General features: G+C 64.2%; 17 protein-coding genes. 7 read left to right on the top strand and 10 right to left on the bottom strand.

Annotation, left to right across the window (positions count from 1 at the left end; all coding sequences use genetic code 11):
- Window positions 1–55 precede the first annotated feature (55 nt).
- Together AB4Z43_RS27660 and AB4Z43_RS27655 are read right to left on the bottom strand one after the other, a co-directional pair.
- Window positions 56–682 (bottom strand): DUF1062 domain-containing protein, encoded by a 627-nt coding sequence (locus AB4Z43_RS27660; protein ID WP_441939794.1) that lies wholly within the window; start codon window positions 680–682, stop codon window positions 56–58.
- 374 nt (window positions 683–1,056) lie between these two features.
- On the bottom strand, window positions 1,057–1,818 hold the full coding sequence (locus tag AB4Z43_RS27655) for an alkaline phosphatase family protein (RefSeq protein WP_441939792.1): 762 nt from the start codon (window positions 1,816–1,818) through the stop codon (window positions 1,057–1,059).
- 182 nt (window positions 1,819–2,000) lie between these two features.
- Between AB4Z43_RS27655 and AB4Z43_RS27650 the strand changes: the two genes are divergently transcribed.
- The gene (locus AB4Z43_RS27650) at window positions 2,001–2,615 is read left to right on the top strand and encodes a LysE family translocator (RefSeq protein ID WP_038653512.1); all 615 of its coding nucleotides are present in this window, start codon (window positions 2,001–2,003) and stop codon (window positions 2,613–2,615) included.
- Between the two features lie 21 nt (window positions 2,616–2,636).
- Here AB4Z43_RS27650 and AB4Z43_RS27645 read toward each other — a convergent pair whose 3' ends face one another.
- Complete coding sequence (locus AB4Z43_RS27645; protein ID WP_441939789.1) at window positions 2,637–2,963, bottom strand: hypothetical protein; 327 nt, start codon at window positions 2,961–2,963, stop codon at window positions 2,637–2,639.
- Window positions 2,964–3,091: 128 nt separating this feature from the next.
- Window positions 3,092–3,655, bottom strand: coding sequence for a peroxidase-related enzyme (locus tag AB4Z43_RS27640; RefSeq protein ID WP_038650381.1), 564 nt, complete (start codon window positions 3,653–3,655; stop codon window positions 3,092–3,094).
- A gap of 136 nt (window positions 3,656–3,791) precedes the next feature.
- Between AB4Z43_RS27640 and AB4Z43_RS27635 the strand changes: the two genes are divergently transcribed.
- Complete coding sequence (locus AB4Z43_RS27635) at window positions 3,792–8,582, top strand: NAD-glutamate dehydrogenase (RefSeq protein ID WP_441939787.1); 4,791 nt, start codon at window positions 3,792–3,794, stop codon at window positions 8,580–8,582.
- A gap of 328 nt (window positions 8,583–8,910) precedes the next feature.
- Entirely contained in the window at window positions 8,911–10,287 is a 1,377-nt protein-coding gene (locus AB4Z43_RS27630; RefSeq protein ID WP_441939785.1) for an MFS transporter, read from the top strand.
- Between the two features lie 134 nt (window positions 10,288–10,421).
- Here the strand turns inward: AB4Z43_RS27630 and purH are convergent, their stop codons facing one another.
- The 4 genes from purH to htpX form a co-directional block, all read right to left on the bottom strand.
- Window positions 10,422–12,038 (bottom strand): bifunctional phosphoribosylaminoimidazolecarboxamide formyltransferase/IMP cyclohydrolase, encoded by a 1,617-nt coding sequence (gene purH, locus AB4Z43_RS27625; RefSeq protein ID WP_441939783.1) that lies wholly within the window; start codon window positions 12,036–12,038, stop codon window positions 10,422–10,424.
- Window positions 12,039–12,132: 94 nt separating this feature from the next.
- A complete protein-coding gene (locus AB4Z43_RS27620) occupies window positions 12,133–13,857 on the bottom strand; it encodes a heparinase II/III family protein (protein ID WP_441939781.1) in 1,725 nt (574 codons plus the stop codon).
- Window positions 13,858–14,063: 206 nt separating this feature from the next.
- Window positions 14,064–15,449: an RsmB/NOP family class I SAM-dependent RNA methyltransferase gene (locus AB4Z43_RS27615; protein WP_441939779.1), complete on the bottom strand. Its 1,386-nt coding sequence runs from the start codon at window positions 15,447–15,449 to the stop codon at window positions 14,064–14,066.
- On the bottom strand, window positions 15,440–16,453 hold the full coding sequence (gene htpX, locus AB4Z43_RS27610; protein ID WP_019861870.1) for a zinc metalloprotease HtpX: 1,014 nt from the start codon (window positions 16,451–16,453) through the stop codon (window positions 15,440–15,442). Before htpX ends, AB4Z43_RS27615 begins: the two co-directional genes overlap by 10 nt.
- Before the next feature lie 203 nt (window positions 16,454–16,656).
- Here htpX and AB4Z43_RS27605 point away from each other — a divergent pair, with 203 nt between their 5' ends.
- Entirely contained in the window at window positions 16,657–16,878 is a 222-nt protein-coding gene (locus tag AB4Z43_RS27605; protein ID WP_027047512.1) for a DUF1674 domain-containing protein, read from the top strand.
- Window positions 16,879–16,887: 9 nt separating this feature from the next.
- Here AB4Z43_RS27605 and AB4Z43_RS27600 read toward each other — a convergent pair whose 3' ends face one another.
- Window positions 16,888–17,553, bottom strand: coding sequence for an HAD-IA family hydrolase (locus AB4Z43_RS27600; protein ID WP_441939777.1), 666 nt, complete (start codon window positions 17,551–17,553; stop codon window positions 16,888–16,890).
- 167 nt (window positions 17,554–17,720) lie between these two features.
- On the opposite strand from AB4Z43_RS27600, the gene AB4Z43_RS27595 reads away from it, so the two are divergent.
- From AB4Z43_RS27595 to AB4Z43_RS27585, 3 genes are all read left to right on the top strand, one after another.
- Window positions 17,721–18,590 carry a transglutaminase-like domain-containing protein gene (locus AB4Z43_RS27595; protein ID WP_019861867.1) on the top strand — a complete coding sequence of 290 codons (870 nt, stop codon included), beginning with the start codon at window positions 17,721–17,723 and terminating at the stop codon, window positions 18,588–18,590.
- Between the two features lie 459 nt (window positions 18,591–19,049).
- Window positions 19,050–20,528 (top strand): pilus assembly protein TadG-related protein, encoded by a 1,479-nt coding sequence (locus AB4Z43_RS27590; RefSeq protein WP_441939775.1) that lies wholly within the window; start codon window positions 19,050–19,052, stop codon window positions 20,526–20,528.
- Window positions 20,529–20,897: 369 nt separating this feature from the next.
- Entirely contained in the window at window positions 20,898–22,160 is a 1,263-nt protein-coding gene (locus AB4Z43_RS27585; protein WP_064981336.1) for an SAM-dependent methyltransferase, read from the top strand.
- On the opposite strand, the gene AB4Z43_RS27580 is transcribed toward AB4Z43_RS27585, so the two are convergent.
- Window positions 22,161–22,901, bottom strand: coding sequence for an MOSC domain-containing protein (locus tag AB4Z43_RS27580; protein ID WP_069090433.1), 741 nt, complete (start codon window positions 22,899–22,901; stop codon window positions 22,161–22,163). It abuts the gene before it with no gap.
- Between the last annotated feature and the right edge of the window lie 33 nt (window positions 22,902–22,934).

Below are 22,934 nucleotides of genomic sequence, written 5' to 3'. Positions count from 1 at the left end.
CTTCCGACGATTTCCGAGAGGGGCGGGGCACCAGGTGCTCCGCCCCTTTCTCGTTTTACCCGCCGGCTGCGGAGATGATCGCTTCGTGGTCCGGCTCGCCGGCCAGGTCGATCCGGATCGTCATCCCCTGGCGGGCCGGCTTGCGTAGGGCTTTGTCGCCGTCCGGATCGACGATCAGCAGGCGTCGTTCCTCCAGCGCCTGAAGCCGCGAGCGCGAGATGCCAAGTTCGCCGGCGAGCAGACGATCAAGCCGCAGCGATGTCGGCATTTCCAGCCCAAGGCGGAGTTCCAGCGCCGCCGCGCGGTCCCTGGCGCCGCCTAGCAACCGCTTATGCACGGCGACATCGGGAAACTCCTCGACGCGCCCGACCTGGTTGCGCAAGGCGACCATGTCGAAGGCATGGCGCCGCGCCAGTCCCGGGTCGTTGCTTTCGAACGCCTGCAGCAGGGCCGGTTCGATGTCGCGGCGGTTGCAGCGTTCGAAAATGCCGAAATTCCAGGAATTATCGCAGTCGACGCAGCGGTAGATCAGCCACACGTCGATGCGCTTGCCGTTGGCGTTGACGCGGAATTTTCCGCTGCAGCGATAGGCCTTCATGCCGCCGCAGCGATTGCAGTTGATCAGCGGTTGAGGTGCGATTTGGGGCGCGATCGCCCAGTGGATGCGTAAAGTGCCGGACATGCCGGTAAGCCCTTCCCGTCGGGAAGTTCATCAGGTCGGCACGATCGAGATGCCCATGCGGGCGCGGCGTGGCGGTAGGCTGAGGGGATGGTCAGGTGTCGCCGGCGGAAAGCGCGCGACAGCGGTTCAGCAGTGCCAAACCGGTCTCGAACCGCCGCCCAGAAGAACACATGAATATGAGACAGGCACCGCGGATGCGGCGCCATGCGAGTGTGTTGGGGGAGTTGACGAGACCGGCGGTTACTGAGGCAAAGTGAAGCTCAAAATTGTTTCGTGGCAGGTCTTCTAGCCGTAGCCAACGAGGACGGCAAGGCAGGCCAACGAATGATGGCTTCCGACTTTATTCGGGGCATTCGGAGACGTCCGGCGGGAAACTACCGTCGGTTCCATGCACTGGCGATCACCGATCTGATGCCGCTGGTGCCCAGGGGAGGTACGCTTTCTATGTCTTCAATGGTTCGCAAGACGGAATAGTGATCGATCTTTTCGGAGTATCTCCCTGGTTCAACTCGAAATCCGTAGAATAAAGTAAATATATGATTCTCTGTATGGTAGTCGTCTTCATCGAATGTTATGATAAAAAGGCTGTTGTTTTTCTTCGACCAAGCCGCGTAGCCTCCAAGGTAAGTTCTCAACCAGGCATCCGCCGTCTCTATTGTGCCATCATGCATGTCATTTTCGAGATTGGGGATTACGAAGCTAACGGATGGTAGCTTCGCATAGTCGCGAGGGAACTGGGCCAAAGGCTTCTCAAATCCCTTTGAATCCGCAAACGATTCCCAAGGATTATGTTTTCGCGGCGATTTGGCTTCGACGTAGCCCGTGAACGTCTTGCCGTGAGCTCGAAGACGAGCGGCCAGGTTCGGTGCTGCAAAGCTATGCATGCCATCGTCATGGACGCCTTGTGTCAAGCCGCTGAACAGGGCGAAGTAATTGGGTTGGCTGGGGTGAGCAACCCCGTAGGATCGATCGAACAGAGCGCCGCCTTTTGCCAGCCTGTTCACATAGGGAGCACCTCGCCCCGCCAGAGAAATCTGCTCAAAGGTGTGGTTTTCCATGATCACGACAACGACGTGATCATATTTCGGCGGCTTCCTTGACGATGTTACAGCCTGCGGCGCTCCGGTCAGCGTCATGACGGCTACCAGGACAGCCGGCATGGAGAACCGTCGAAGGACAGCGCGCCAACTTTGCACAGCCACGAGAACTCCTCCTCCCGCCTGCTCGGCAAGATCAACCTGACTGCAAGCCACCGACGTTGCAAGCGGCGATGTCGATCGGATATCGTCCGCCCTTCAACCGCTTGGAAGGCAGTGCCATGCATCTCACCTCGCTCCTGATCTTCGCCGCCGCCTTGTTCGTTGCCGCCGGCTCGCCCGGTCCGTCGATCGCGGCACTGGTCGCACGCGTCATCGCGAAGGGCTTTCGCGACGTGTTCCCGTTCCTTCTCGCCATGTGGATCGGCGAGGGCATCTGGCTGTCGCTGGCGGTGTTCGGACTTGCCGTCGTGGCGCAGACCTTTCACTTTGCCTTTGTTGTCGTGAAATGGGCAGGCGTCGCCTATCTCGCTTACCTTGCCTGGAAGATGTGGACGGCGCCCGTCGACGCGAAAGAAGGCGAGATGCCGCGCGAGGATTCAGCCGTGAAGCTGTTCTTCGCCGGCATGGCCGTGACGCTCGGCAACCCCAAGATCATGATGTTCTACCTGGCGCTGCTGCCGACCATCATCGACCTCGCTTCGGTCAGCATCGTCGGCTGGGTCGAGCTGACGGTGACCATGGCGGTGGTGCTGATCGCCATCGATCTCGCCTGGGTGCTCGCCGCGGCGCAGGCGCGCAAGCTCTTGAAGAGCAAGCGCGCCATGAAGATCGCCAACCGCGTCAGCGCCACCACGATGGCCGGCGCCGCTGCCGCGATCGCGGCGCGGTCTTGAGCATGATCCTGAGGCGAGGCGTTAGGCTATCATATTGATGATCGGTGCGATCTCGACGTTGCAGTTCGGCATGGCCAGCATCGGGCAGCCTTTGGCCTTTTCGGCGGCATCGTCGATGTCTTTGGCCTCGATGATCGAGTAGCCGCCGGTCGGGTTGCTGCCGCCGTTGTTTTCTATCTTGCCGCCAGGCAGGACGGTCTTCGACATGCCGACTGGATTGCCTGGATCGACAACGGCCGAGCCAAGCTTTCCGAACCAGCCTGTCCAGGCGTCGGTCATCGCCTTTCGCTCGGCTTCGCTCGTCGGCATCTTCCCGGAGCCGTGATAGACGTAGAGAAACTTCGCCATGTTCTCCTCCCTTAATGAGCGGCATTGAACCGGCATGCGGTCATGCCGCCTGCCGATCATCGGACCAAACCGACAAACACGCAACGGAAATGAGGGGTGGCTAATATAAGGCGCGGCTAGGGCCCGCCTCAACGCGCCATGGCGTGGTACTCGTCGTTCGGCCGCATGTCGATTGCCGCCGCCACCCGGTTCGACATATTGAAGAAGGCCGCGGTCGAGGCGATGTCCCAGATGTCGCGGTCGCCGAAGCCGACCTTTCGCAGCGCTGCCCGGTCGGCCTCGACGATCTTGGCCGGCTCCTCGGTCAGCTTGACGGCGAATTCGAGCATCGCTGTCTGCCTGGGGGAAAGCGCGGCGGCACGGAAGTTCATCACCATCATCTCGCCGAGCGCCGGGTCGCCCGACAGCTGTCGCACCGCGGCGCCATGCGCGGTCAGGCAGTAGTAGCAATGATTGATGGAGGACACGGCAACGGCGATCATCTCGCGCTCCAGCTTCGACAGGCCGGACTCGCCCAGCATCAGGTCGTTGTACATGTCGGTGAAGGCGCGCAGTTTCTTGTCGTCGAAGGCATAGGCCTTGAGCACGTTGGGAACCAGGCCGAGCTTCTCCTGGCATTTGGCGAAATAGGCCTTTGTCGGCTCGCTCAGCTCTCCCGAGGCCAGATCCAGTGCTGAAATTTTGCCGGTCATGGGTCACTTCTCCTCGTCGGGCGCTGTCTTGTGGTCGAATTCCGATAATTCATGGCAAGCCGTCAAACCTTTGTCGCCAAACAGCGGTCATCTGCTACGATAGTCGTAAAAGCATTCGACGGGAGGGAATAGCGTCATGGCCAGCGTGAAATCCGCAGCGAAGCCGAAGAAAAAAGCCACATCGGCGACAAAGACCGAGGAAAGGCCAGCCAGGCTTGCCGATTACCTGCTCGCCCGGGCACCGGCGGAAGACATCGCCGCCTATGAGGCGGCCGATCTCGAACGCGCCGCCGACCTCGCGGGCCAAGCGGTCGCCGGCCACAAGAAGGGCGCGTGCGTGGTTGCCGTCGAGACCGATTCGGGCGTCGTCCGCGAAGGCCGCCCGGTCACGGTCATCACCGTCGTCAACGACAACATGCCGTTCCTGTTCGATTCCATCCTCGGCGAGATTACCGAGACATCCGGCGAGCCGACCCTGGTCACCCACCCGGTCATCACCGTTCGCCATGGCAAACGCGGTGTCGAGGAAATCCTCGGCGACGGCAATTTCGCCAAGGACGATGGCAATCACGATCGGCTGAGCGTCATCCATGTCCACATACCGCGGCTGACGGTGGAAGCGGCAAACGCCCTGACCGAGCGGCTGCGCAAGATGCTTGGCCAGGTCCATGCCGCCGTCAAGGACTGGAAGCCGATGCTCGCCCGTCTCGACCAGGCGATCTCGGAATTCCGCTATTCGGCGGTACCGCTCGACAAGAACAGCGTCGCCGAGGCGATCGCCTTCCTGGAATGGCTGCGCGACGACAATTTCACCTTCCTCGGCATGCGCGAGTTCAAATACTCCGGCGGCGAGGAAAGCGGCAATCTCGAGCGGGCCGACAAGCCCGGCCTCGGCATTTTGTCCGATCCCGATGTGCTGGTGCTCAGGCGCGGCACCGAAGCGGTGACGACGACCCCCGAGATTCGCGCCTTCCTGCATGGGCCGGAGCCGCTGATCGTCACCAAGGCCAATGCCAAGTCTTCCGTGCACCGGCGCATCTATCTCGACTACATCGGCGTCAAGACCTATACCCCGAAGGGCACGCTTGCCGGCGAACTGCGTATCGTCGGCCTGTTCACCTCGACCGCCTACACGCGCTCGGTGATGAAGATCCCGTATCTCAGGTCCAAGGCCGAAACCATCATCGCCAAGTCCGGCTTCGACCGGCACGACCATTCCGGCAAGGCTCTGATCAACGTGCTGGAAAGCTACCCGCGCGACGAACTGTTCCAGGTGCCCGTGCCGATCCTGCGCAAGCATGCCGCGGCCATTCTCGGGTTGATAGAGCGGCCGCGCGTGCGGGCGCTGGTGCGCGCCGACCAGTTCGACCGATTCGTCTCGATCCTCGTCTTCGTGCCGCGCGACCGCTACGACAGCGTCGTGCGCGAGAAGATCGGCGCCTATCTGAAAAACGTGTTCGAAGGCCGGCTGTCGGCCTACTACCCGGCCTTCCCCGAAGGCGGGCTGGCGCGGGTGCATTTCATCATCGGCCGCTCCGGCGGCAAGACGCCGAAGGTCGAGCAGGCGACGATCGAGGCGGCGATCCGCGACATCGTGCGGACATGGGAGGATGCCCTTTCCGACGCGGCGGATGCGGGTGGCGGCGACCAGGCGTTGAAGGCCATCGCCGCAAGGCTGCCGGAAAGCTACCGGGACACGTTCAGCGCGGCGGTGGCGCTGGCCGATGCCGGGCGCATCGCCAGGATTAGCGCCGATAATCCCATCGCCATCGACTATTATCGCCATGCCGAGCAGAAGCCGCACCAGGCGGCGCTGAAGATCTATCACCATGGCAGCCCGGTGGCGCTGTCGCGGCGCGTGCCGGTGCTGGAAAACATCGGCTTCCGCGTCATCAGCGAGCGCACCTTCGAGGTCGGCGGCGACGCGACCGACATGGTCTTCATCCACGACATGGAACTGGAGAACAGCTACGGCAAGCCGATCGACCTTACCGATGGCGGCGCGCTGTTCGAGGACGCCTTCCTGTCGGTGTGGCGCGGCGACGTCGACAATGACGGCTACAATGGCCTGGCCCAGACCGCCGGCCTGTGGTCCGGTGAAATCACCATCCTGCGCGCCTATGGCCGCTATCTGCAGCAGGTCGGCATTCCGCAAAGCCAGGATTTCATCGCCGCGGCGCTCAACCGCTATCCCGACATCGCGCGCGGCCTGCACGCGCTGTTCATCGCCCGGCTCGGCCCGACGGCGGAAACCGAGGGCGTGGTGGCGGCAAAGCACCTCAAGGCCAAGATCAAGGACGCGCTGGAGGATGTGCCCAACATCGATGACGACACCATCATCCGCCGCTACCTCAATCTGATCGAAGCCTCGCTGCGCACCAATCATTTCGTTGCCGATACGAAGCAGAAGGGCCAGTCGCTGGCGATCAAGCTCGAGTCGCAGGCGGTCGAGGGTCTTCCGGCGCCACGACCGTGGCGCGAGATCTTCGTCTACGGTTCCGAGGTCGAAGGCCTGCATCTGCGCTTCGGCCCGGTGGCGCGTGGCGGCCTGCGCTGGTCGGACCGCGCCCAGGACTACCGCACCGAAGTGCTCGGCCTGGTCAAGGCGCAACAGGTCAAGAACGCCGTCATCGTGCCGGTCGGCGCCAAGGGCGGCTTCTTCCCCAAGCGCCTGCCGGTGGGCGGCAGCCGCGACGCGATCTTCGAGGCCGGTACCTCGGCCTACAAGAATTTCGTCTCAAGCCTTTTGTCGATCACCGACAATATCGGGCTGGACGGTGTCATTCCTCCGACCGGGGTCGTGCGCCGCGACCAGGACGATCCCTATTTCGTCGTCGCCGCCGACAAGGGCACGGCGACCTTCTCCGACACCGCCAATGCCATCTCCGAGAAACATGGCTTCTGGCTCGACGATGCCTTCGCCAGCGGCGGCTCGGCCGGCTATGACCACAAGAAGATGGGCATCACCGCCAAGGGCGCCTGGGAAGCGGTCAAGCGGCATTTCCGCGAGATCAACCGCGACATCCAGACCTCGCCCTTCACCGTCGTCGGCGTCGGCGACATGTCGGGCGACGTTTTCGGCAATGGCATGCTGTTGTCGCCGCAGACAAGGCTGATCGCCGCCTTCGATCATCGCGACATCTTCATCGATCCCGATCCCGACATGACGGCCTCGATGGCCGAGCGCGAGCGCATGTTCGCGCTGCCGCGTTCGAGCTGGCAGGACTATGACAAGACCAAGCTGTCGGAAGGCGGCGTTATCGTCTCGCGCAGCCAGAAGTCGATCACCTTGCCGGCGGCCGCCGCGGCGGCGATCGGCCTCAGCAAGACCACGGCCACGCCGGCCGAGATCATGACCGCCATCCTCAAGGCGCCGGTCGACCTCCTGTGGTTCGGCGGCATCGGCACTTACTTGAGGGCCTCCACCGAAAGCAATGCCGAGGTCGGCGACCGCGCCAATGACGCCATCCGCATCACCGCGCTCGACGTGCGCGCCAAGGTGATCGGGGAGGGCGCCAATCTCGGCGTCACGCAGCGCGCCCGCATCGAGTTCGGCATGAATGGCGGTCGCTGCAATTCCGACGCCATCGACAATTCGGGCGGCGTCAACTGCTCCGACGTCGAGGTCAACATCAAGATCGCGCTGGCGTCGGCCATGCGCAAGGGATCGCTGACGCGCCCGGCCCGCAACAAGCTGCTGGCCGAGATGACCGGCGAGGTCGGCGGGCTGGTGCTCTCCAACAACTACCAGCAGACGCTGGCGCTTTCGATCGCCCGCAAGCGCGGCCTTGCCGACATCGCGCACCAGGCCCGCTTCATGTCAGCGCTCGAAGCGCGCGGCCTGCTCGACCGCGCCGTGGAGACGCTGCCGTCGCCGGCTGCCCTTGCCGAGCGCGAGGCGCGCGGCGAGCCGCTGACCAGGGCCGAACTCGGCGTGCTGCTCGCCTATGCCAAGATCGTGCTGTTTTCCGACATCGTCGCCAGCGATGTGCCTGACGATGCGCATTTCGACCGTGACCTGATGGGCTATTTCCCTGACCGGATGGCGAAGAAATACGCCGCCGAAATCCACGGCCACAGGCTGCGCCGCGAGATCATCGCCCGCGTCGTCGCCAACGACCTGGTCAATCGCGGCGGCCCGTCCTTCGTGAACCGGCTGCAGGAAGCCACCGGGCGCACCGCCGCCGACGTGGTGCGCACCTTCGCCGTGGTGCGAGACGGCTTTGCGCTGCCGGCGCTCTATAGCGAGATCGATGCGCTCGACAGTCAGATCGACGGCCAGGTGCAGCTCGATCTCTACCAGATGGTCAGCCGGCTGATCTACGTGACCAGCGGCTGGTATCTGAAGAACGATGCCGGCACGGCGCCGCTCGGCCAGCGCATCGCCGCGCTGCAGGACGCGCGCAAGGCGCTGGAGCCGAAGCTCGTTTCGCTGCTGCCGGCTTTCTCGCGCGAGCGGATCGAGGAGAAGCGGCACGGGCTGTTCAAGGCTGGCGCGCCGGAAAAGCTGGCCGAGCAGCTGGCGCTGAGCGAGGTGGCCGAACTCATCCCCGACATCGCGCTGACGGCGCGCACGGCCGGTGCTGACATCGTCGCGGCGGCACGAGCGTTCTTCGCGGTCAGCGATGCCTTCCGCATCGCGCGTGTCGAGGACGCGGCGCGCTCGATCACGCCTTCGGACTACTACGACCAGTTGGCGCTATCGCGCGCCACCGACACGATCGGCGCGGCGCGTCGCGGCATTGCGGTGGCGGCGCTCACCGGCCATGCCAAGGCAGCGGATCCGGTGGCGGCCTGGCTGGAAGCCGGCGGCGAGCGCGTGGCGCGCATCCGCGAGCGTCTGCAGGCGCTCACCGAAGGCGGCGAGATCACCGTGTCGCGGCTGTCCGTGGCGTCTGGGCTGATGAGCGATCTGACCGGGATGTGAGGGTTCTTGCGGAGGTTCGCGCCGCCCCTCATCCGGCTGCCGCCGTTCGTTGTTCGAAAAGCCAAGCAATTGGCTTTTCGTCCGCTACGCGAGCCACTCCTCACCTCCCGTATGGTGACAGGGAGAAGGGAACTGGTCGCAAGGCCGGCGCCCATTCTGCGACGTCGACAATTGGCGAAAGCCTTCGCGACAGCGTCTTTCTCCCCGTCACTATACGGGGAGAAATGTCCGGCAGGACAATGAGGGGCGGCGCAGCGCTTGTCATTTGCATGGGCATCAGAAACATGCAGACATGGCGCCCGACGCGGGTGGGGCCGAGGGAATCATCATGGCGGTAGAGACAATGCAGCGGGCGTCCGGGCGCGGCATCTGGGGATGGATGTTCTTCGACTGGGCGGCGCAGCCGTTCTTCACGGTCGTCACCACCTTCATCTTCGGTCCGTATTTCGTCTCGCGCATGGCTGGCGATCCCAACACCGGCCAAGCGGTCTGGGGCTACGGGATCGCCGCGGCAGGGCTGGTCATCGCCGTGCTGTCACCGATCCTCGGTTCGATCGCCGACCAGACCGGGCCGCGCAAGCCGTGGATCGCTTTCTTCGCCGCGATCAAGATCACCAGTCTCGCTCTGCTCTGGTTTGCCGCACCCGGCTCGAACCTGTTCCTGGTCGTTGCGCTGTTTTCGCTGGCTTCGGTGGCGGCGGAATTCTCTACCGTGTTCAACGATTCGATGATGCCGCGGCTGGTGCCGAAGAGCGAGATCGGCCGCATCTCCAACACGGCCTGGGGGCTCGGCTATCTCGGCGGCATGATCGCGCTGATCTTCGTCGTCACCTGCCTCGCCGGCTCGCCCGAGACCGGCAAGACGATCATCGGCATCGACCCGCTGTTCGGCTTCGACCCGAAGCTTGGCGAGGATGCGCGCGCCACCGGGCCGCTGTCGGCCGGCTGGTATTTCCTGTTCATCCTGCCGATGTTCTTCTTCACGCCGGACGCCATCAAGGGCATTCCGATCGGGCCGGCGGTGCGCGAGGGCCTGTTGGAACTGAAATCCACGCTGGCCGAGGTGCGCAGGCGCGGCGGCATCTTCCGCTTCCTCGTCGCCCGCATGATCTACCAGGACGGCGTCAACGCGCTGCTGGCGCTCGGCGGCACGTTCGCGGCTGGCATGTTCCATTGGTCGATCACAGAGATCGGCATGTTCGGCATCATCCTCAATGTCGTCGCCATCTTCGGCTGTTGGATCGCGGCACGCCTCGACACCGCGCTCGGCTCCAAGGCCGTGGTGATGATCGCACTGGTCATGCTGTCGGTCGCCACCATCGGCGTCGTCTCGACCGGCCCAGGCTTCACGTTGCTCGGCCTGATCCAGCTGCCGACCACCGATTCGGGCGGACTGTTCGGCACGGCGGCCGAAAAGGCCTACATCATGTATGGCCTGCTGATTGGCCTTGCCTTCGGCCCGGTGCAGGCGTCGTCACGCTCCTACATGGCGCGCAGCGTCACGGCGGCGGAATCCGGCCGCTATTTCGGCATCTATGCGCTGGCCGGGCGGGCGACCAGCTTCCTGGCGCCGTTCCTGGTGGCGACCATCACCGCGCTCAGCGATTCGGCGCGGCTCGGCATGGCCGTGATCATCCTGTTCCTCGGTATCGGCATGGCGATCCTGGTCAGGACGCCCTATCCGGCGGATCGGTCGCAAGAGTAGCGCCTTACCCTCCCCCTTGTGGGGAGGGTCGATCCGCGAAGCGGAGCGGGGTGGGGGTCAGCGCCATCACCCCACCCCGGCGCGCTCGCAAGCGAGCGCACCGACCCTCCCCATCGAGGGGAGGGTAAACGCGCTCAGTGCCGGAAATGCCTAACCCCCGTAAACACCATCGCGATGCCATGTTCATCGGCCGCCGCAATGACGTCCTTGTCGTTCATCGAGCCGCCCGGCTGGATGACGGCGGTGGCGCCGGCGGCGACCGCGGCAAGAAGACCGTCGGCGAAGGGGAAGAAGGCATCGGAGGCGACCACCGAGCCCTTGGTCAGCGGTTCGGCCATACCCGCGGCCTCGGCCGCGTCGAGCGCCTTGCGGGCGGCTATGCGGGAGGAATCGACGCGGCTCATCTGGCCGGCGCCGATGCCGACCGTGGCGCCGTCTTTTGCATAGACGATGGCGTTCGACTTGACGTGCTTGGCGACGCGGAAGGCGAATTTGAGATCGGCCATTTCGGCCGGCGTCGGCGCGCGCTTGGTCACCACTTTCAGTTCGAGATCGTCGACCACGGCATTGTCCCGGCCCTGGACGAGCAGGCCACCGGCAACGGATTTGACGGTCGTGCCGGGCGAGCGCGGGTCGGGCAAGCCACCGGTGACCAGCAGGCGCAGGTTTTTCTTCGCGGCAACGATCGCCGCGGCCTCGTCCGTGGCATCGGGCGCGATGATCACCTCGGTGAAGGTCTTCACGATGTCCTGCGCCGCTTCGGCGTCGAGGGTGCGATTCATTGCGACGATGCCGCCGAAGGCCGAGACCGGATCGCACGCAAGCGCCTTGGCGTAGGCCGATTTCAGCGATGTGCCCTCGGCGACGCCGCACGGGTTGGCGTGCTTAATGATGGCGACCGCGGCGGAGCGGCTGGGATCGAACTCGCCGGCCAGTTCGAAGGCGGCGTCGGTGTCGTTGATGTTGTTGTAGGAGAGCTGCTTGCCCTGCAGCTGCCGCGTCGTGGCGACGCCAGGGCGCTTGTCGCCATTGACGTAGAAGCCGGCGCTCTGGTGCGGGTTTTCGCCGTAGCGCATCACTTCGGTCAGCCTGCCGCCGAAGGCGCGCCAGGTCGGGTGCTCGATCTCCAGCGCCTCGGCGAACCAGCCGGAAATCGCCGCGTCATAGCTGGCGGTGCGGGCAAAGGCCTTGGCCGCCAGCTTCTTGCGGAAATCCAGCGACAGCGAGCCGATGTTCATTTCCAGTGCGTTCAGCACCGAGGCGTAGTCGCCTGGATCGGTGACGATGGCGACATAGGCGTGGTTCTTGGCCGAGGCGCGGATCATCGCCGGGCCGCCAATGTCGATGTTCTCGACGATTGCTGCATAGTCGGCGCCGGAGCGGCGGACTTCCTCGAACGGATAGAGATTGGAGACGAGGAGGTCGATCGGCTCGATGCCGTATTTGCGCATCGCCGCCGCATGCTCGGGGTCGTCGCGCACGCCAAGCAGCGCGCCATGCACGGAAGGGTGCAAGGTCTTGACGCGGCCATCCATGATCTCGGGAAAGCCGGTGAGTTCGGAGACATCGCGCACCGCCAGGCCGGCCTCGGCGATCGCCTTGGCGGTACCGCCGGTCGAGACCAGTTCGACGCCGGCCGCGGCCAATGCCGTGGCGAAGTCGATGAGGCCGGTCTTGTCGAACACCGAAAGCAAGGCACGGCGTACGGGAACGAGGTCCGGGGCGGGAATGTTCTTGGCGGCGACGGCCATGGGCTGGCGGCCTTTCACGGCTGGAGGGGCAAGCCCGCGCCGTAGCACATGACATCAGGAAATCAAGCGGCAAGCTTGCTGGTGGCCGGCACTCTCAGTTGTTTTCCGGATAGCCGGCGATGCTGGTGCGCGTCAGCTGCCAGTGGACTTCGGACACGTCGGAGGCCTTGAAGGCAAGCACGATCTGCCGGCTGCGGCGCGGGCCGCCGAGACCCGCGAAATAGATCGATTCCTCGACCTCCGGCACCACTTCGCCTGAGGTGAACACCCAGCTGTCGGCCTGTTCGGCGGTCAGCACCAGCCGGTCATGTTCGTCCTGCAGCAAGTTGATGTCGGGATGGACATGGAAGCGCACGGTGATGAAGTCGCGGCCATTGTTGCGGATCGCGGCATTGCCGGGCCGCTGGAACCGGTCCCTGCCGGCCAGGACATTGCCGTTCGACGACAGCTTAAGCTCGCGCTCGTGCAGGAAGCCGAAGCGCGCGACGTAGCCGTCATGGCGGGCGATGAAGCCCTGGATGCCCTTCTGGTCGATGCGCTTGCACTGCACCTGCTGCGGGCCGCCGATCAGCGGCGAGCCCAGCAGGCCGTTGACGCGCAGCGAATGGCTGAAGCGCGCCGACGAGGTGTCGTTGATGGTGGCGGTCGAGTGCGCGGCGGTGGCGCGCGCCAGCGGCCGGAACTCGGCGGCGCCATAGGTGTCGATGCCGGCATTGACGATGTAATGCTGGCGGCCGGACGACAGCTCGAAGGCAAGGCAGCCGGCGTGCGCCGCGTTGGACACGTCGACCGGCGGCGGCAGGCCGGTGTCGGCGATGACGGTGACCCCGCCCATCGACAGCCGCTCATAGCCCGAATGCGGCGCGTGCAGCAGCGGCGCGCCGGCGGTGTCGTCATGCCGCAATATGGTGGCGATGCGGTCATGGATGGTGGCGCCCATGCCGTTGAAACGGGCGAGGCTGCCATCCTGGTGGCGGAAGAAGCGCAGCGCCGGCAGCATGCGGTCGATGGCGCCGATCAGCGCCTGCGGCGGGGTTTCCGCCTGGTTGGCGTAGGTCTGGCGCAGCGGCAAAAGGTCGGCGAGGATTTCCAGCACCGACATCGGATTGCGTGAGATATGGCCGCCATCGGCGAGGATCTGGCGGTTGAGTTCCTCGGCGAGGTTGCGGGTGGCGCCGCGCAGCGCCGAAGCCGGCGCCGGCAGGGAAAGGGCGGCGAAGGCAAGTGCTATGCGGGCGCGCAGCCGGTCCTTGCCGTCGGGCATCTCGCGCGCCATCGACCTGAGATAGCGGATCTGGACGGCCAGCGATTTCAGGAAGGCGCGATAGAAGGGGAATTCGGCGCCCTGCAGCACGACGGAGGAATGCTGCAGCCAGGCGATGATGCGCTTGGCCGTCGTCCCGGGCTCCCAGGCGATACCGGCAATGTTGTTTCCGTGCATGGCGATCCAGTCGGACACCAGGGCACGCGCATTGGCGGCGGCAAGTTCGGTGCCGGCGGCGCGCATGTGGCGCAGCCAGCGAAAGCCATGCAGCGTCTTCTGCCAGCCATGATTGGGCACGTTGATCTGGAAGGGCGACTTGCCGCCGGTCTCTACCAGGTGCCCCGACAGGGGATAGCGGCCGTAATAGATCTCCAGCGCGATCTGCGGGTCGGCCAGCCGCAAGTCCGGCGGTGCAATCAGCACGCGTTCGGGCGTGCGGCCGGAATAGCGCCAGCGATAGACCGGCCCGGCGCGCAAGCGCCGGCGCGTCTTGCGCCAGAACTCCTTCGCGACAAGCGTCCACAGACGCGTCGTGTTGCTGGCAGCCAGTGCCAAAAGCCCTCCTGGTCCGTCCTCTATCCCGGCGCAAGCTTATATGATTCAAGAACTTATGCGAAGGCGGATTTCTTCCAACCGACCCACTTCACGCGGCCATGGCCGGGATCGTCCCTAAAAAAGTCGTCTCTGCCGCGACTTATGTCCTCTTGCGGCGGCGGCGAAACTCGCTGGGCGAACGGTTTTCGCGGTCGTGAAAGATCGCTCTAAAGAGCGCGGCGCATGCGCGCAGCGAAGAAGCCGTCCAGCCCCGAGCGCTCCGGCGTGCCGAGATCAAGGTCGGCGGGCGTGGTGCGCAGCGTGCCTTGCGCCGTCAAGAAAGGGTCGATGCCGGCGACCTCGCCTTGCCGCAGCGGATCGTCGACTGCGGTTGTTTCGTTGAGAAAGGCACGATGCAAATCTTCGCCTTCGAGCGGGTCGAGCGAACAATTGGAAAAGACTATCCGGCCACCGGGCCTGACCAGCGTGACGGCGCGGGTGAGCAACCGCCTTTGCAGGTCGGCGAGCTTTTCGACATCGGCCGCCGTCTTGGTCCATGGCACGTCGGGATGCCGTCGCACCGTGCCCGTCGATGAGCAGGGCGCGTCGAGCAGCACCGCGTCGAACAGCTCCGCCGGCTCGTATTTGAGCAAGTCGGCCTGGACGATCTCGGCTGACAGGCCGAGACGGTCGAGATTCTGCGCCAGCCGGGCCAGCCGGTTCTTCGATGTGTCGACCGCCGTGACCCTGGCACCGGCCAGGATCAGCTGGGCGGTCTTGCCGCCGGGCGCGGCGCAGAGGTCGGCGACACGCAATCCGCTGACATCGCCGAAGAGCCGCGCCGGCAGGCTGGCAGCCGCATCCTGAACCCACCAGGCACCTTCGGCGAAGCCGGGCAGGTCGGTGACGGCCCCGGCAAGATTTTCCACGCGCACCGTGCCGGTCGGCAGCACGATGCCGCCTAGCTTTTCGGCCCAGAGTGCGGGGTCGGCCCAGACCGAGAAGTCGACGGGCGCCTCGTAGCGGTGCGCGGCGAGGATCTGCTTCGCCTTGTCGGCGCCATAGGCGGCCTTCAGCCGGTCGGAGAACCATTTTGGCGCTTCGTCGGTGGCGGCAAGGGCGGCGGGCAGTTCCGTCTCCTTGGCACGCGCCAGCGTGCGCAGCACGCCGTTGACCAGGCCGGAAAAGCGCTGGGTGCGCGGATCGGACTTGGCATGGGTGACCGCGAGGTCGACGGCGGCGCTGTCGGGAATGTCGAGGAACAGGATCTGTGCCGCCGCCACATGCAAGATGTGCGACAGCGCCGTGGCGTTGGGCGGCAGCGGCTTTTCCAGGCGTCGCGCCAGCAGCCCGACGATGGTCATGCGGAAGCGCAGCGCGGTGACCAGAATGGCCCGCACCAAGCCACGGTCGCGCAAATCGAGTGCCTTGTATTGCGGGTGGCCGTTCTCGTGGTCGGTCAGTCCGTCGAGCGGTGTCCTGGCATCGATGACGGCGGCAAGCAGTCGCGCCGCGGCCTTGCGGGCGGCGAGACCGGCGACGAATTCGCCGCCGTCTCTATGGTCCTGATCGCGTGAGCCTGTGCGTCGAGGTGCTCCCACGCTCACGACCATCGGCCCTTGGGCCCGGTCGGGTTGCGCCCCCATGGGTTGGCCTTCGGCCTTTCCGGCTCAGCCGGCTGTTCCGCTTGAGGGGCCGGACCCCACGGGCCGGACGGCTGCTGTTCTTCGGCTTGCCGAGGCGTCGGGCGCGGGGCGGCCTGGGTGCCGCCCGCCATCTGCCGCGCCATTTCCTGCAACGCGGCGATGCGGTTCTCAGTGCTGGGGTGGGTGGAGAACAGATTGTCCATACGCTCGCCGTGCAGAGGATTGATGATGAAGAGATGCGCCATCGCCGGATTGCGCTCCGCATCGGGGTTGGGAATGCGTTCGGCGCCGCGGGCGATCTTGTCAAGCGCCGATGCCAGCCACAACGGGTGTCCACAGATTTCGGCGCCGCGCCGGTCGGCTTCGTATTCGCGGGTGCGGCTGACCGCCATCTGCACGATCATCGCGGCAAAAGGCGCCACGATCATCGCCGCCAGCACGCCGACAAAACCGAACGGGTTGTTGTTGTCGCGGTTGCCGCCGAGGAAGAAGGCGAAATTGCCGAGCATCGAGATGGCACCGGCAAAGGTGGCGACGATGGTCATGGTCAGCGTGTCGCGGTGCTGGACGTGCGCAAGCTCGTGCGCCATGACGGCCGCGACCTCTTCATGGGTCAGCCGCTGCAACAGGCCGGTTGAGGCGGCGACCGCCGCGTTCTGCGGGTTGCGGCCGGTGGCGAAGGCATTGGGCTGCGGATTGTCGATCAGATAGGTCCGGGGCATAGGCAGCCCGGCCTGCTTGGCCAGCGCCTGGACGATGGCGTAATATTCGGGCGCGTTCTTCTCGTCGACCTCGACGGCGCGGTTCATCGACAGCACCATCTTGTCGGCGTTCCAGTAGCTGAACAGATTGGTGCCGGCGGCGATGAGCAGGGCGATCATCATGCCGCCCGAACCGCCGATCAGGAAGCCGACGCCCATGAACAGCGCCGTCATCGCGGCAAGAAGCATGGCGGTGCGAAGTGTGTTCATCGTCTGCTCCTGTCGTGGTGGTGGCAAAAAGGGGTCGATCGTTGCAGCGCCGCGCGTTCTTTCGGACGCGCAAAGGACGCTGTAAGGTTTTATTTGCGCATGATCCTTTCCGAAAATCGATTCCGATTTTCGGGGTCATGCGTGGGTTCATGGCTATATGATGGGAAACACCTGACGCTGTTTCAATCCGCGTGGAATATCGCATGACCGACGAAACCAGTAAAACGCCAGCCGGCCCGGATGACGATGTGCCGGCAAGAGACCTGTCGCCCGCCGCGCGGCGCGCACTGGCCGAGGCGGAGGCACGGCGCACCGCGTATCGCGAGAAGGAAGCCGGCCTGCCGAAAGAAATCGGCGGCCGTGGCGGCAAGGAACCCGGCCGTTATGGCGACTGGGAGGTCAAAGGCCTGACCAGCGATTTTTAGGGACTGGTCTCAAGCAGCGTCGCGCTGGGCCTCGAGCGCCAGCCAGCCGCGCTCGTCGATGGTGATGCCGACATTGTCATAGCCCGCGATCGCGGCATGGGGCGTCGGCAGCGGATGCGAATGTGTGGCGCTGATCACCATGACTGCGGCTTGCGCGGCCTCGGCCGCCGCGATGCCGGCCGGAGCATCCTCGAACACCAGGCAGTCGCGCGCATCGAAGCCGAGCCGTTGTGCGCCAAGCCGGAAACAGTCGGGGGCCGGCTTGCCACGGGAGACGTCTTCAGCCGCAACGATGACCGCGGGGACAGGAATGCCGGCAGCCTCCATGCGCGCTAGCGCGAGGGAGCGCGGCGCCGAGGTGACGATCGCCCAGCTTTCGCCAGGCAGCGCCTTGAGAAACGCCACGGCGCCGGCGATCGGGACAATGCCGTCCAGATCGGCCGCCTCGGCGTTCAGCAGCAGGTCGGCCTCATGCGCCGGGTCGACGCCTGGAAGGGCAAGGTTGGTGATGGTCTCGATCGCCCGCACGCCGTGGATCGTCGGCAGGAAGGCGGCGACGTCGAGGCCATGGCGGCGCGCCCAATCGCTCCACACCCGTTCCGCCGAGGCGATGGAATTGATGAGCGTGCCGTCCATGTCGAAAAGGAAGGCCGCGAATTTTCTGCCAGCAAGCATGATTTTCCTTGAAGTCCGGGGGGCGTGTCGAGGGAGGGCGCAACCGTAACGTCAAGGCGCGGACATGGAAAGGCATGAGGGCGTATTTTGTGGCGGTCCAGGGAACCACAGCCACCTCGCGACGTTTCAACGGCATTATTTTTCATGACGATCGAAGGGGACCTGCGATGCTGATCCGGCTCGGCTACGAAATCGCCATTGAATGCGCAGAGGCCACACCGGTGATTTCGCTGCTCGAGATCCACAAGGACAGGCAAGCCGACATCAAGCGGCAGACGCGGGTGCTGACATCGCCTTCGGTGCCGACCAAGCTCTACCATGACCTGCATGGCAATGGCTGCCGCCGCTTCACCGCACCAGCCGGCACCTTTCGCATCCTCTATGACGCAGTGATCGAAGACAGTGGCGAGACGGACGAGGTCAACACGCTGGCCCGGGAAGTGCCAGTGGCCGAATTGCCCGACGAGGTGCTCTTCTATCTCCTGGGCAGCCGCTATTGCGAGACCGATCACCTCAGCAGTCTCGCCTGGCAGCTGTTCGGCCATCTTCCCTCCGGCTGGGCACGGGTGCAGGCGATCGTCGACTATGTACACAACCGGCTGTCGTTCGGCTATGGCTATGCGCGTTCGACCCGCACGGCGGCGCAGGCGCATGAGGAGCGGGTTGGCGTCTGCCGCGACTTCGCCCATCTGGCGATCACGCTCTGCCGCTGCATGAACATTCCAGCGCGCTATGTGAACGGCTATCTCGGCGATATCGGCGTGCCGATCGATCCGGCGCCGATGGATTTCTCGGCCTGGATGGAAGTGTTCCTCGACGGCAAATGGTACACGTTCGATCCACGCCACAACCGGCCCAGGACCGGTCGTGTCGTCATCGCACGCGGCCGCGACGCCACCGACGTGCCCTTGCTGCACAGTTTTGGTCCACACCGGCTCAGCCTGTTCAAGGTGTGGACCTATGAGCAGGAAGGCAATCTGTTCAATCCGCCCCATCACGGTATCGACAGGACGGTCAGCGCACAAATGCTGGCCTAAGGCATGTTGATATTCAGGTGATGCCGGCCTGCAAATGGCTGATACCTGCGCTTCCGGTGCTCACGTACGAAAAGTACGCTCCGCTCCGGTTCTCGGCATCAACCATTTTCGGCTCGGCCTGACCTGAATCTCAACACACCTTGGTTCCGTTCGCGCCCCAACTTACTCAGCTATCTCGGGACAACTGCTCCTCTTCGGCACAGAAGGCCTGTGTCGCAACAGGACGTCGCGGAGCAGTCCGCGATTGCTTCGATTCCAGCATGGTAAGCAGTCCGTAAACGCGGATGAAGCCGTGACTTTCCGTTTACCAGTCATTCACCTTCGAAGCAGCTGAAATTCAACAAAAACAATAGGTTGACGGGTCACAGCGCGTTTCCGGCGCTCGACCGGCGACTTCCGGCCGGAATCCTGCATTGCCATCATTGCGGCGACGAGGCCGAGGCAAGCGGAGGCTGTTGGATGCGAAATTACGGGGGTCTTGTTCACGCGGTCGGCGGGTTCGCCAGACACAGGGGTGGAAATTTCGCAATCCTGTTCAGCTTTGCTGCCTCGGTCTTGGTGCTAGCCGCCGGCTTCTCGGTCAACGTCGCGCAGCTCTATAATGCCAGATCGAGCCTGCAAGGCGTGGTCGACGCCGCGGTGACATCGACGGCGCGCGACCTGACGACCGGGGTCATCAAGGAGGCCGACGCCAACAAGGCGGTGCAGAACTTTCTCGTGGCCAACAGCATGGCCGGCATCCTGACGGCTGACCAAGTCGTGCTGGACAGGCTCACCGTCAACCCGACGGCCAGAACCGTGCAGGCGGATGTCCATGTCGATGTCAGCCTTTATTTTCCGCTGTTCGGCATCAGCGACATGCGGCGCGTCGGCGCTTCCACCAAAGCACTCTATTCGGACAAGCAGGTCGAGGTCGCCATGATGCTCGACATCACGGGATCGATGGCGAAAAGAGGCAACGTCGACAAGATCGGCGATCTGAAAGCGGCGGCGAAAAACGCGGTCCAGACGATGCTCCAGAACCAGGACCCGAAGAACCCCCGCATCCGCGTCGCGATTGTGCCTTACGCATCCGGCGTGAACGTCGGCAATCTGGCGGAGAACGTCTACGCCGAGGAGCAGGCGAGTTCTGATCTGCCGCCGGTCGCCGGCAGTTCGCTTCTCGTCGCAAAGACGGGAAAGACGACGTTGCCGTCCTTCGGCGACTACAAATCCATTGTCGGCGCGGCAATGCCAAAGACCGACAATTGCGCGACGGAGAGGAAGGACAAGAACGGCAATGCGGATTTGAGTGATGACGGCCCGGACACGGTTCGCACCGACAAGACCGGCAAGAACTACTATGCCCTGGTCAACAGGGATGATCATCTGGGTGGCGGGAGCATGAACAGATGCCCAGACGCAGAAGTGATCCCGCTGACGGCCGATTCCGGCGCTTTGCTTGATTCGATTGGTGCCTTCCGGGCCGATGGTTATACGGCCGGCGCGATCGCCATCCAGTGGACCTATTATATGCTGTCACCGCAATGGCGGGCTGCGATCAAGAATGCCGGTCTCGGCAACGGCGCCTCGGATGCCAATGCGAAGAAGATTGCCAAAGTCGCGATCCTGATGACCGACGGCCAGTTCAATACGGCCTTCGCCGGAGCCGGGGGGAACTACAACGGCCAGGGCAACCTTGCACGTGGCAACGCCGAAGCCCTGTGCGGCAACATGAAGAATGATGGCATCGAGATTTTCGCGATCGGCTTCGATCTGAACGACAAGGACATGTCACCAACCGAGCGGGACCAGGCAAAGGCGGTGCTGAAGGGCTGTTCGTCGAAAGACGCCTCCGCCGCGGACAGGCATTATTTTGAGGTGTCCACCGGAGTGGAATTGGACGCCGCCTTCCAGGAAATCATCCGCAATACCGAAAAGGTCGCCCTGACCCAGTAATCCGCAAAAGGAAAAGGCCGCCGCTTCTTTCGAAGCCGGCGGCCTTCCGTGTTTCCGTCCATGGCGCGGCCTGTGGCGACAACCCTTCGGGTTACCTGCCGCGCATCTCGCGCCTTAACGGGAAGACTGCTTCCCGAAAGTGCAATCCGCTGAGGCCACGTTCTGGAAAACGAAATCACTCGACATCGGATCACCTCCTTTCGATTTGTTGAACACATCCTCATGATGGGGTGCGTCGCAGCAAATGACAAGATGGCGGGCTGAAAAAGGCGTCCCGCCGGAAAATGCGGCGCAGTCGGGCCAGCGTGCTTCGGCTTGCGATCCGCAGCCCAAACAGACAACATGGCGTTATCGGTCACGGGAGGGACCATGGACGCCACCGAGAGAGCCGCGCGCATCGTTCGAACCGTGATCGGGGCGCTGAAGCCGGGTTTTGCCGTCAGGCTGTGGACCGGGGAACGGATCGGCCCAGCCGGCGGCCCGGTGCTTGCCATCAACGACCAGGACATCGTGTGGCAACTGGCCCGCCGGCCGAATTTCTCGACGCTGCTCGAAATGTGGATTTCCAAGACGATCGATGTCGAGGACGGCTCGCTGTTCGATCTCTATGCCCTGCCGTCACAGGGCAAGCTGAGGCTGAAGGCGCTGCCCAAACTGGCGATCCTGCGCGACCTGCCGGCCGTACTGTTTTCGCGGCGGCAGATGACGAAACGGGCCGATCTTGCCGGGCGCAACCCTTTCGTCAGCGGCTCGAACAAGCAGGCGATCGAGCATCACTACGACATTTCGAACGCCTTCTATCGGCTCTTCCTCGACGAGCGCATGGTCTACACCTGCGCCTATTTCACCGATTTCACCAACGGCATCGACCAGGCGCAGAAGGACAAGCTCGACCATATCTGCCGCAAGCTCAGGCTGAAGCCGGGCGACCGGCTGCTCGATATCGGCTGCGGCTGGGGCGCGATGCTGATCCACGCCGCCAAGCACTATGGCGCCATCGGCCATGGCGTGTCGCTGTCGGAGGAACAGACCCGGCTGGCGCGCGAGCGCATTCGTGCCGAGGGGCTGGAGGACAGGATCACCATCGACATCAAATCCTACACCGAGCTCGACGGCAGCTATGACAAGATCTCGTCGATCGGCATGTTCGAGGCGGTCGGCCTCGCCAACCACGCCACCTATTTCTCGACCGTTCACCGGCTGTTGAAGCCGGGCGGCATCTACCTGCACCATGCCATCACGAGGCGCGGCAAGGGCGGCACGCGCAAGACCTTGCGCAAGGGCGCCGAATACAAAGCGCTGATCAAATACATCTTCCCCGGCGGCGAGGTCGACACGATCGGCATGACACTCGGCAATCTCGAGGCGCACGGGTTCCTCGTCGCCGACGTCGAGAATTTGCGCGAGCACTATGCCCGCACCTGCAGGCTGTGGGCCGAGCGCCTGCACGCGCGTTTCGATGAGGCGATCGCCGAGGTCGGCGAGCCCAAGGCACGGCTGTGGCTGCTTTATCTGACCGGCTGTTCGATCACCTTCGATCGCGGCTCGGCGCAGATTTTCCAGACAGTCGTCACCAAGCGAGCGCGGGGGCCAAGCGGCCTGCCGCCGACGCGAGCGGATCTTTATCGGTAGCTACAGAAAACGCATCGCGTCGCCGACCTTGATACCGGCCGGCCGATCCACCGTGCAGTAGACGCCGAGATTGTGCGCGTTGTGGCGGACCAGATTGCGCAGGATCGCCGGGTCGTCATCGAAGCCGTCCTGGGCGATGATGGTGAAACCGCAGCGGCGGCAAGGCTCCGAGATGGTCACTAGCAATTCGCCGATGGCGAGCTTGCGGCCGATCCATTCCGTTTCGGGAAACGAGCCATCGACCGCCGCCATATCGACGACGATGTTGGGGCGGAAGCGGCGCGGGTCGGCGGCGCCATCCGGATGCAGCGCCTTCAGCCGCGCCAGCGACGCCGTGGTCAGGAGGTGGATCGGCGCCTTGCTGTAGCGGGCGGCGGTGACCGGGCCGGCATAGGCAGGCGGGGCATTCTCCCGGCCGAACGGCCGGATCGAGGCGGCGAAGCCGAGATAGGCCGATACTGCGCGGTCGCATTCGACCCCGGGGGCGCTCAGCCAGTCGCCGTCAGGGACGGCGATCTCCAAGTTGCGATCATTGGCCAGCCGGGTGCGGATGCGCGGCACCTTGTGCCATTTCGCCTCGCGGTCGGGCCTGGCGATCTCATTGTCCGAGACATCGACGAGGCCGAACATGCGGTCGCCTGCCATGCCCGCCGGTTCGACCAGAATGGCGTCCTGGCGCTCGCCGGCGAGCGAGCTTGCCGGATAGCGCCAGAGCTGCGCGACAGTGCCGATATCATTCATTGCATTGGTCTCTCGTTCGCCGGGCTTCCCGCG

The organism is Mesorhizobium sp. 2RAF45 (assembly GCF_052115225.1).
Lineage (GTDB): Bacteria > Pseudomonadota > Alphaproteobacteria > Rhizobiales > Rhizobiaceae > Mesorhizobium > Mesorhizobium jarvisii.
Note: the sequence above shows the minus strand (reverse complement) of the source record. Positions and strands in the feature narration are given on the sequence as shown.

Coding starts and splice junctions, on each gene's coding strand:
- AB4Z43_RS27660 (WP_441939794.1), bottom strand. CDS start 682: ATGTCCGGCACTTTACGCATCCACTGGGCGATCGCGCCCCAAATCGCA.
- AB4Z43_RS27635 (WP_441939787.1), top strand. CDS start 3,792: ATGGCCAGCGTGAAATCCGCAGCGAAGCCGAAGAAAAAAGCCACATCG.
- AB4Z43_RS27595 (WP_019861867.1), top strand. CDS start 17,721: ATGCTGATCCGGCTCGGCTACGAAATCGCCATTGAATGCGCAGAGGCC.
- purH (WP_441939783.1), bottom strand. CDS start 12,038: ATGGCCGTCGCCGCCAAGAACATTCCCGCCCCGGACCTCGTTCCCGTA.
- AB4Z43_RS27650 (WP_038653512.1), top strand. CDS start 2,001: ATGCATCTCACCTCGCTCCTGATCTTCGCCGCCGCCTTGTTCGTTGCC.
- AB4Z43_RS27585 (WP_064981336.1), top strand. CDS start 20,898: ATGGACGCCACCGAGAGAGCCGCGCGCATCGTTCGAACCGTGATCGGG.
- AB4Z43_RS27590 (WP_441939775.1), top strand. CDS start 19,050: ATGCGAAATTACGGGGGTCTTGTTCACGCGGTCGGCGGGTTCGCCAGA.
- AB4Z43_RS27605 (WP_027047512.1), top strand. CDS start 16,657: ATGACCGACGAAACCAGTAAAACGCCAGCCGGCCCGGATGACGATGTG.
- AB4Z43_RS27640 (WP_038650381.1), bottom strand. CDS start 3,655: ATGACCGGCAAAATTTCAGCACTGGATCTGGCCTCGGGAGAGCTGAGC.
- AB4Z43_RS27580 (WP_069090433.1), bottom strand. CDS start 22,901: ATGAATGATATCGGCACTGTCGCGCAGCTCTGGCGCTATCCGGCAAGC.
- AB4Z43_RS27645 (WP_441939789.1), bottom strand. CDS start 2,963: ATGGCGAAGTTTCTCTACGTCTATCACGGCTCCGGGAAGATGCCGACG.
- AB4Z43_RS27630 (WP_441939785.1), top strand. CDS start 8,911: ATGGCGGTAGAGACAATGCAGCGGGCGTCCGGGCGCGGCATCTGGGGA.
- AB4Z43_RS27600 (WP_441939777.1), bottom strand. CDS start 17,553: ATGCTTGCTGGCAGAAAATTCGCGGCCTTCCTTTTCGACATGGACGGC.
- AB4Z43_RS27655 (WP_441939792.1), bottom strand. CDS start 1,818: ATGACGCTGACCGGAGCGCCGCAGGCTGTAACATCGTCAAGGAAGCCG.
- htpX (WP_019861870.1), bottom strand. CDS start 16,453: ATGAACACACTTCGCACCGCCATGCTTCTTGCCGCGATGACGGCGCTG.
- AB4Z43_RS27615 (WP_441939779.1), bottom strand. CDS start 15,449: ATGGTCGTGAGCGTGGGAGCACCTCGACGCACAGGCTCACGCGATCAG.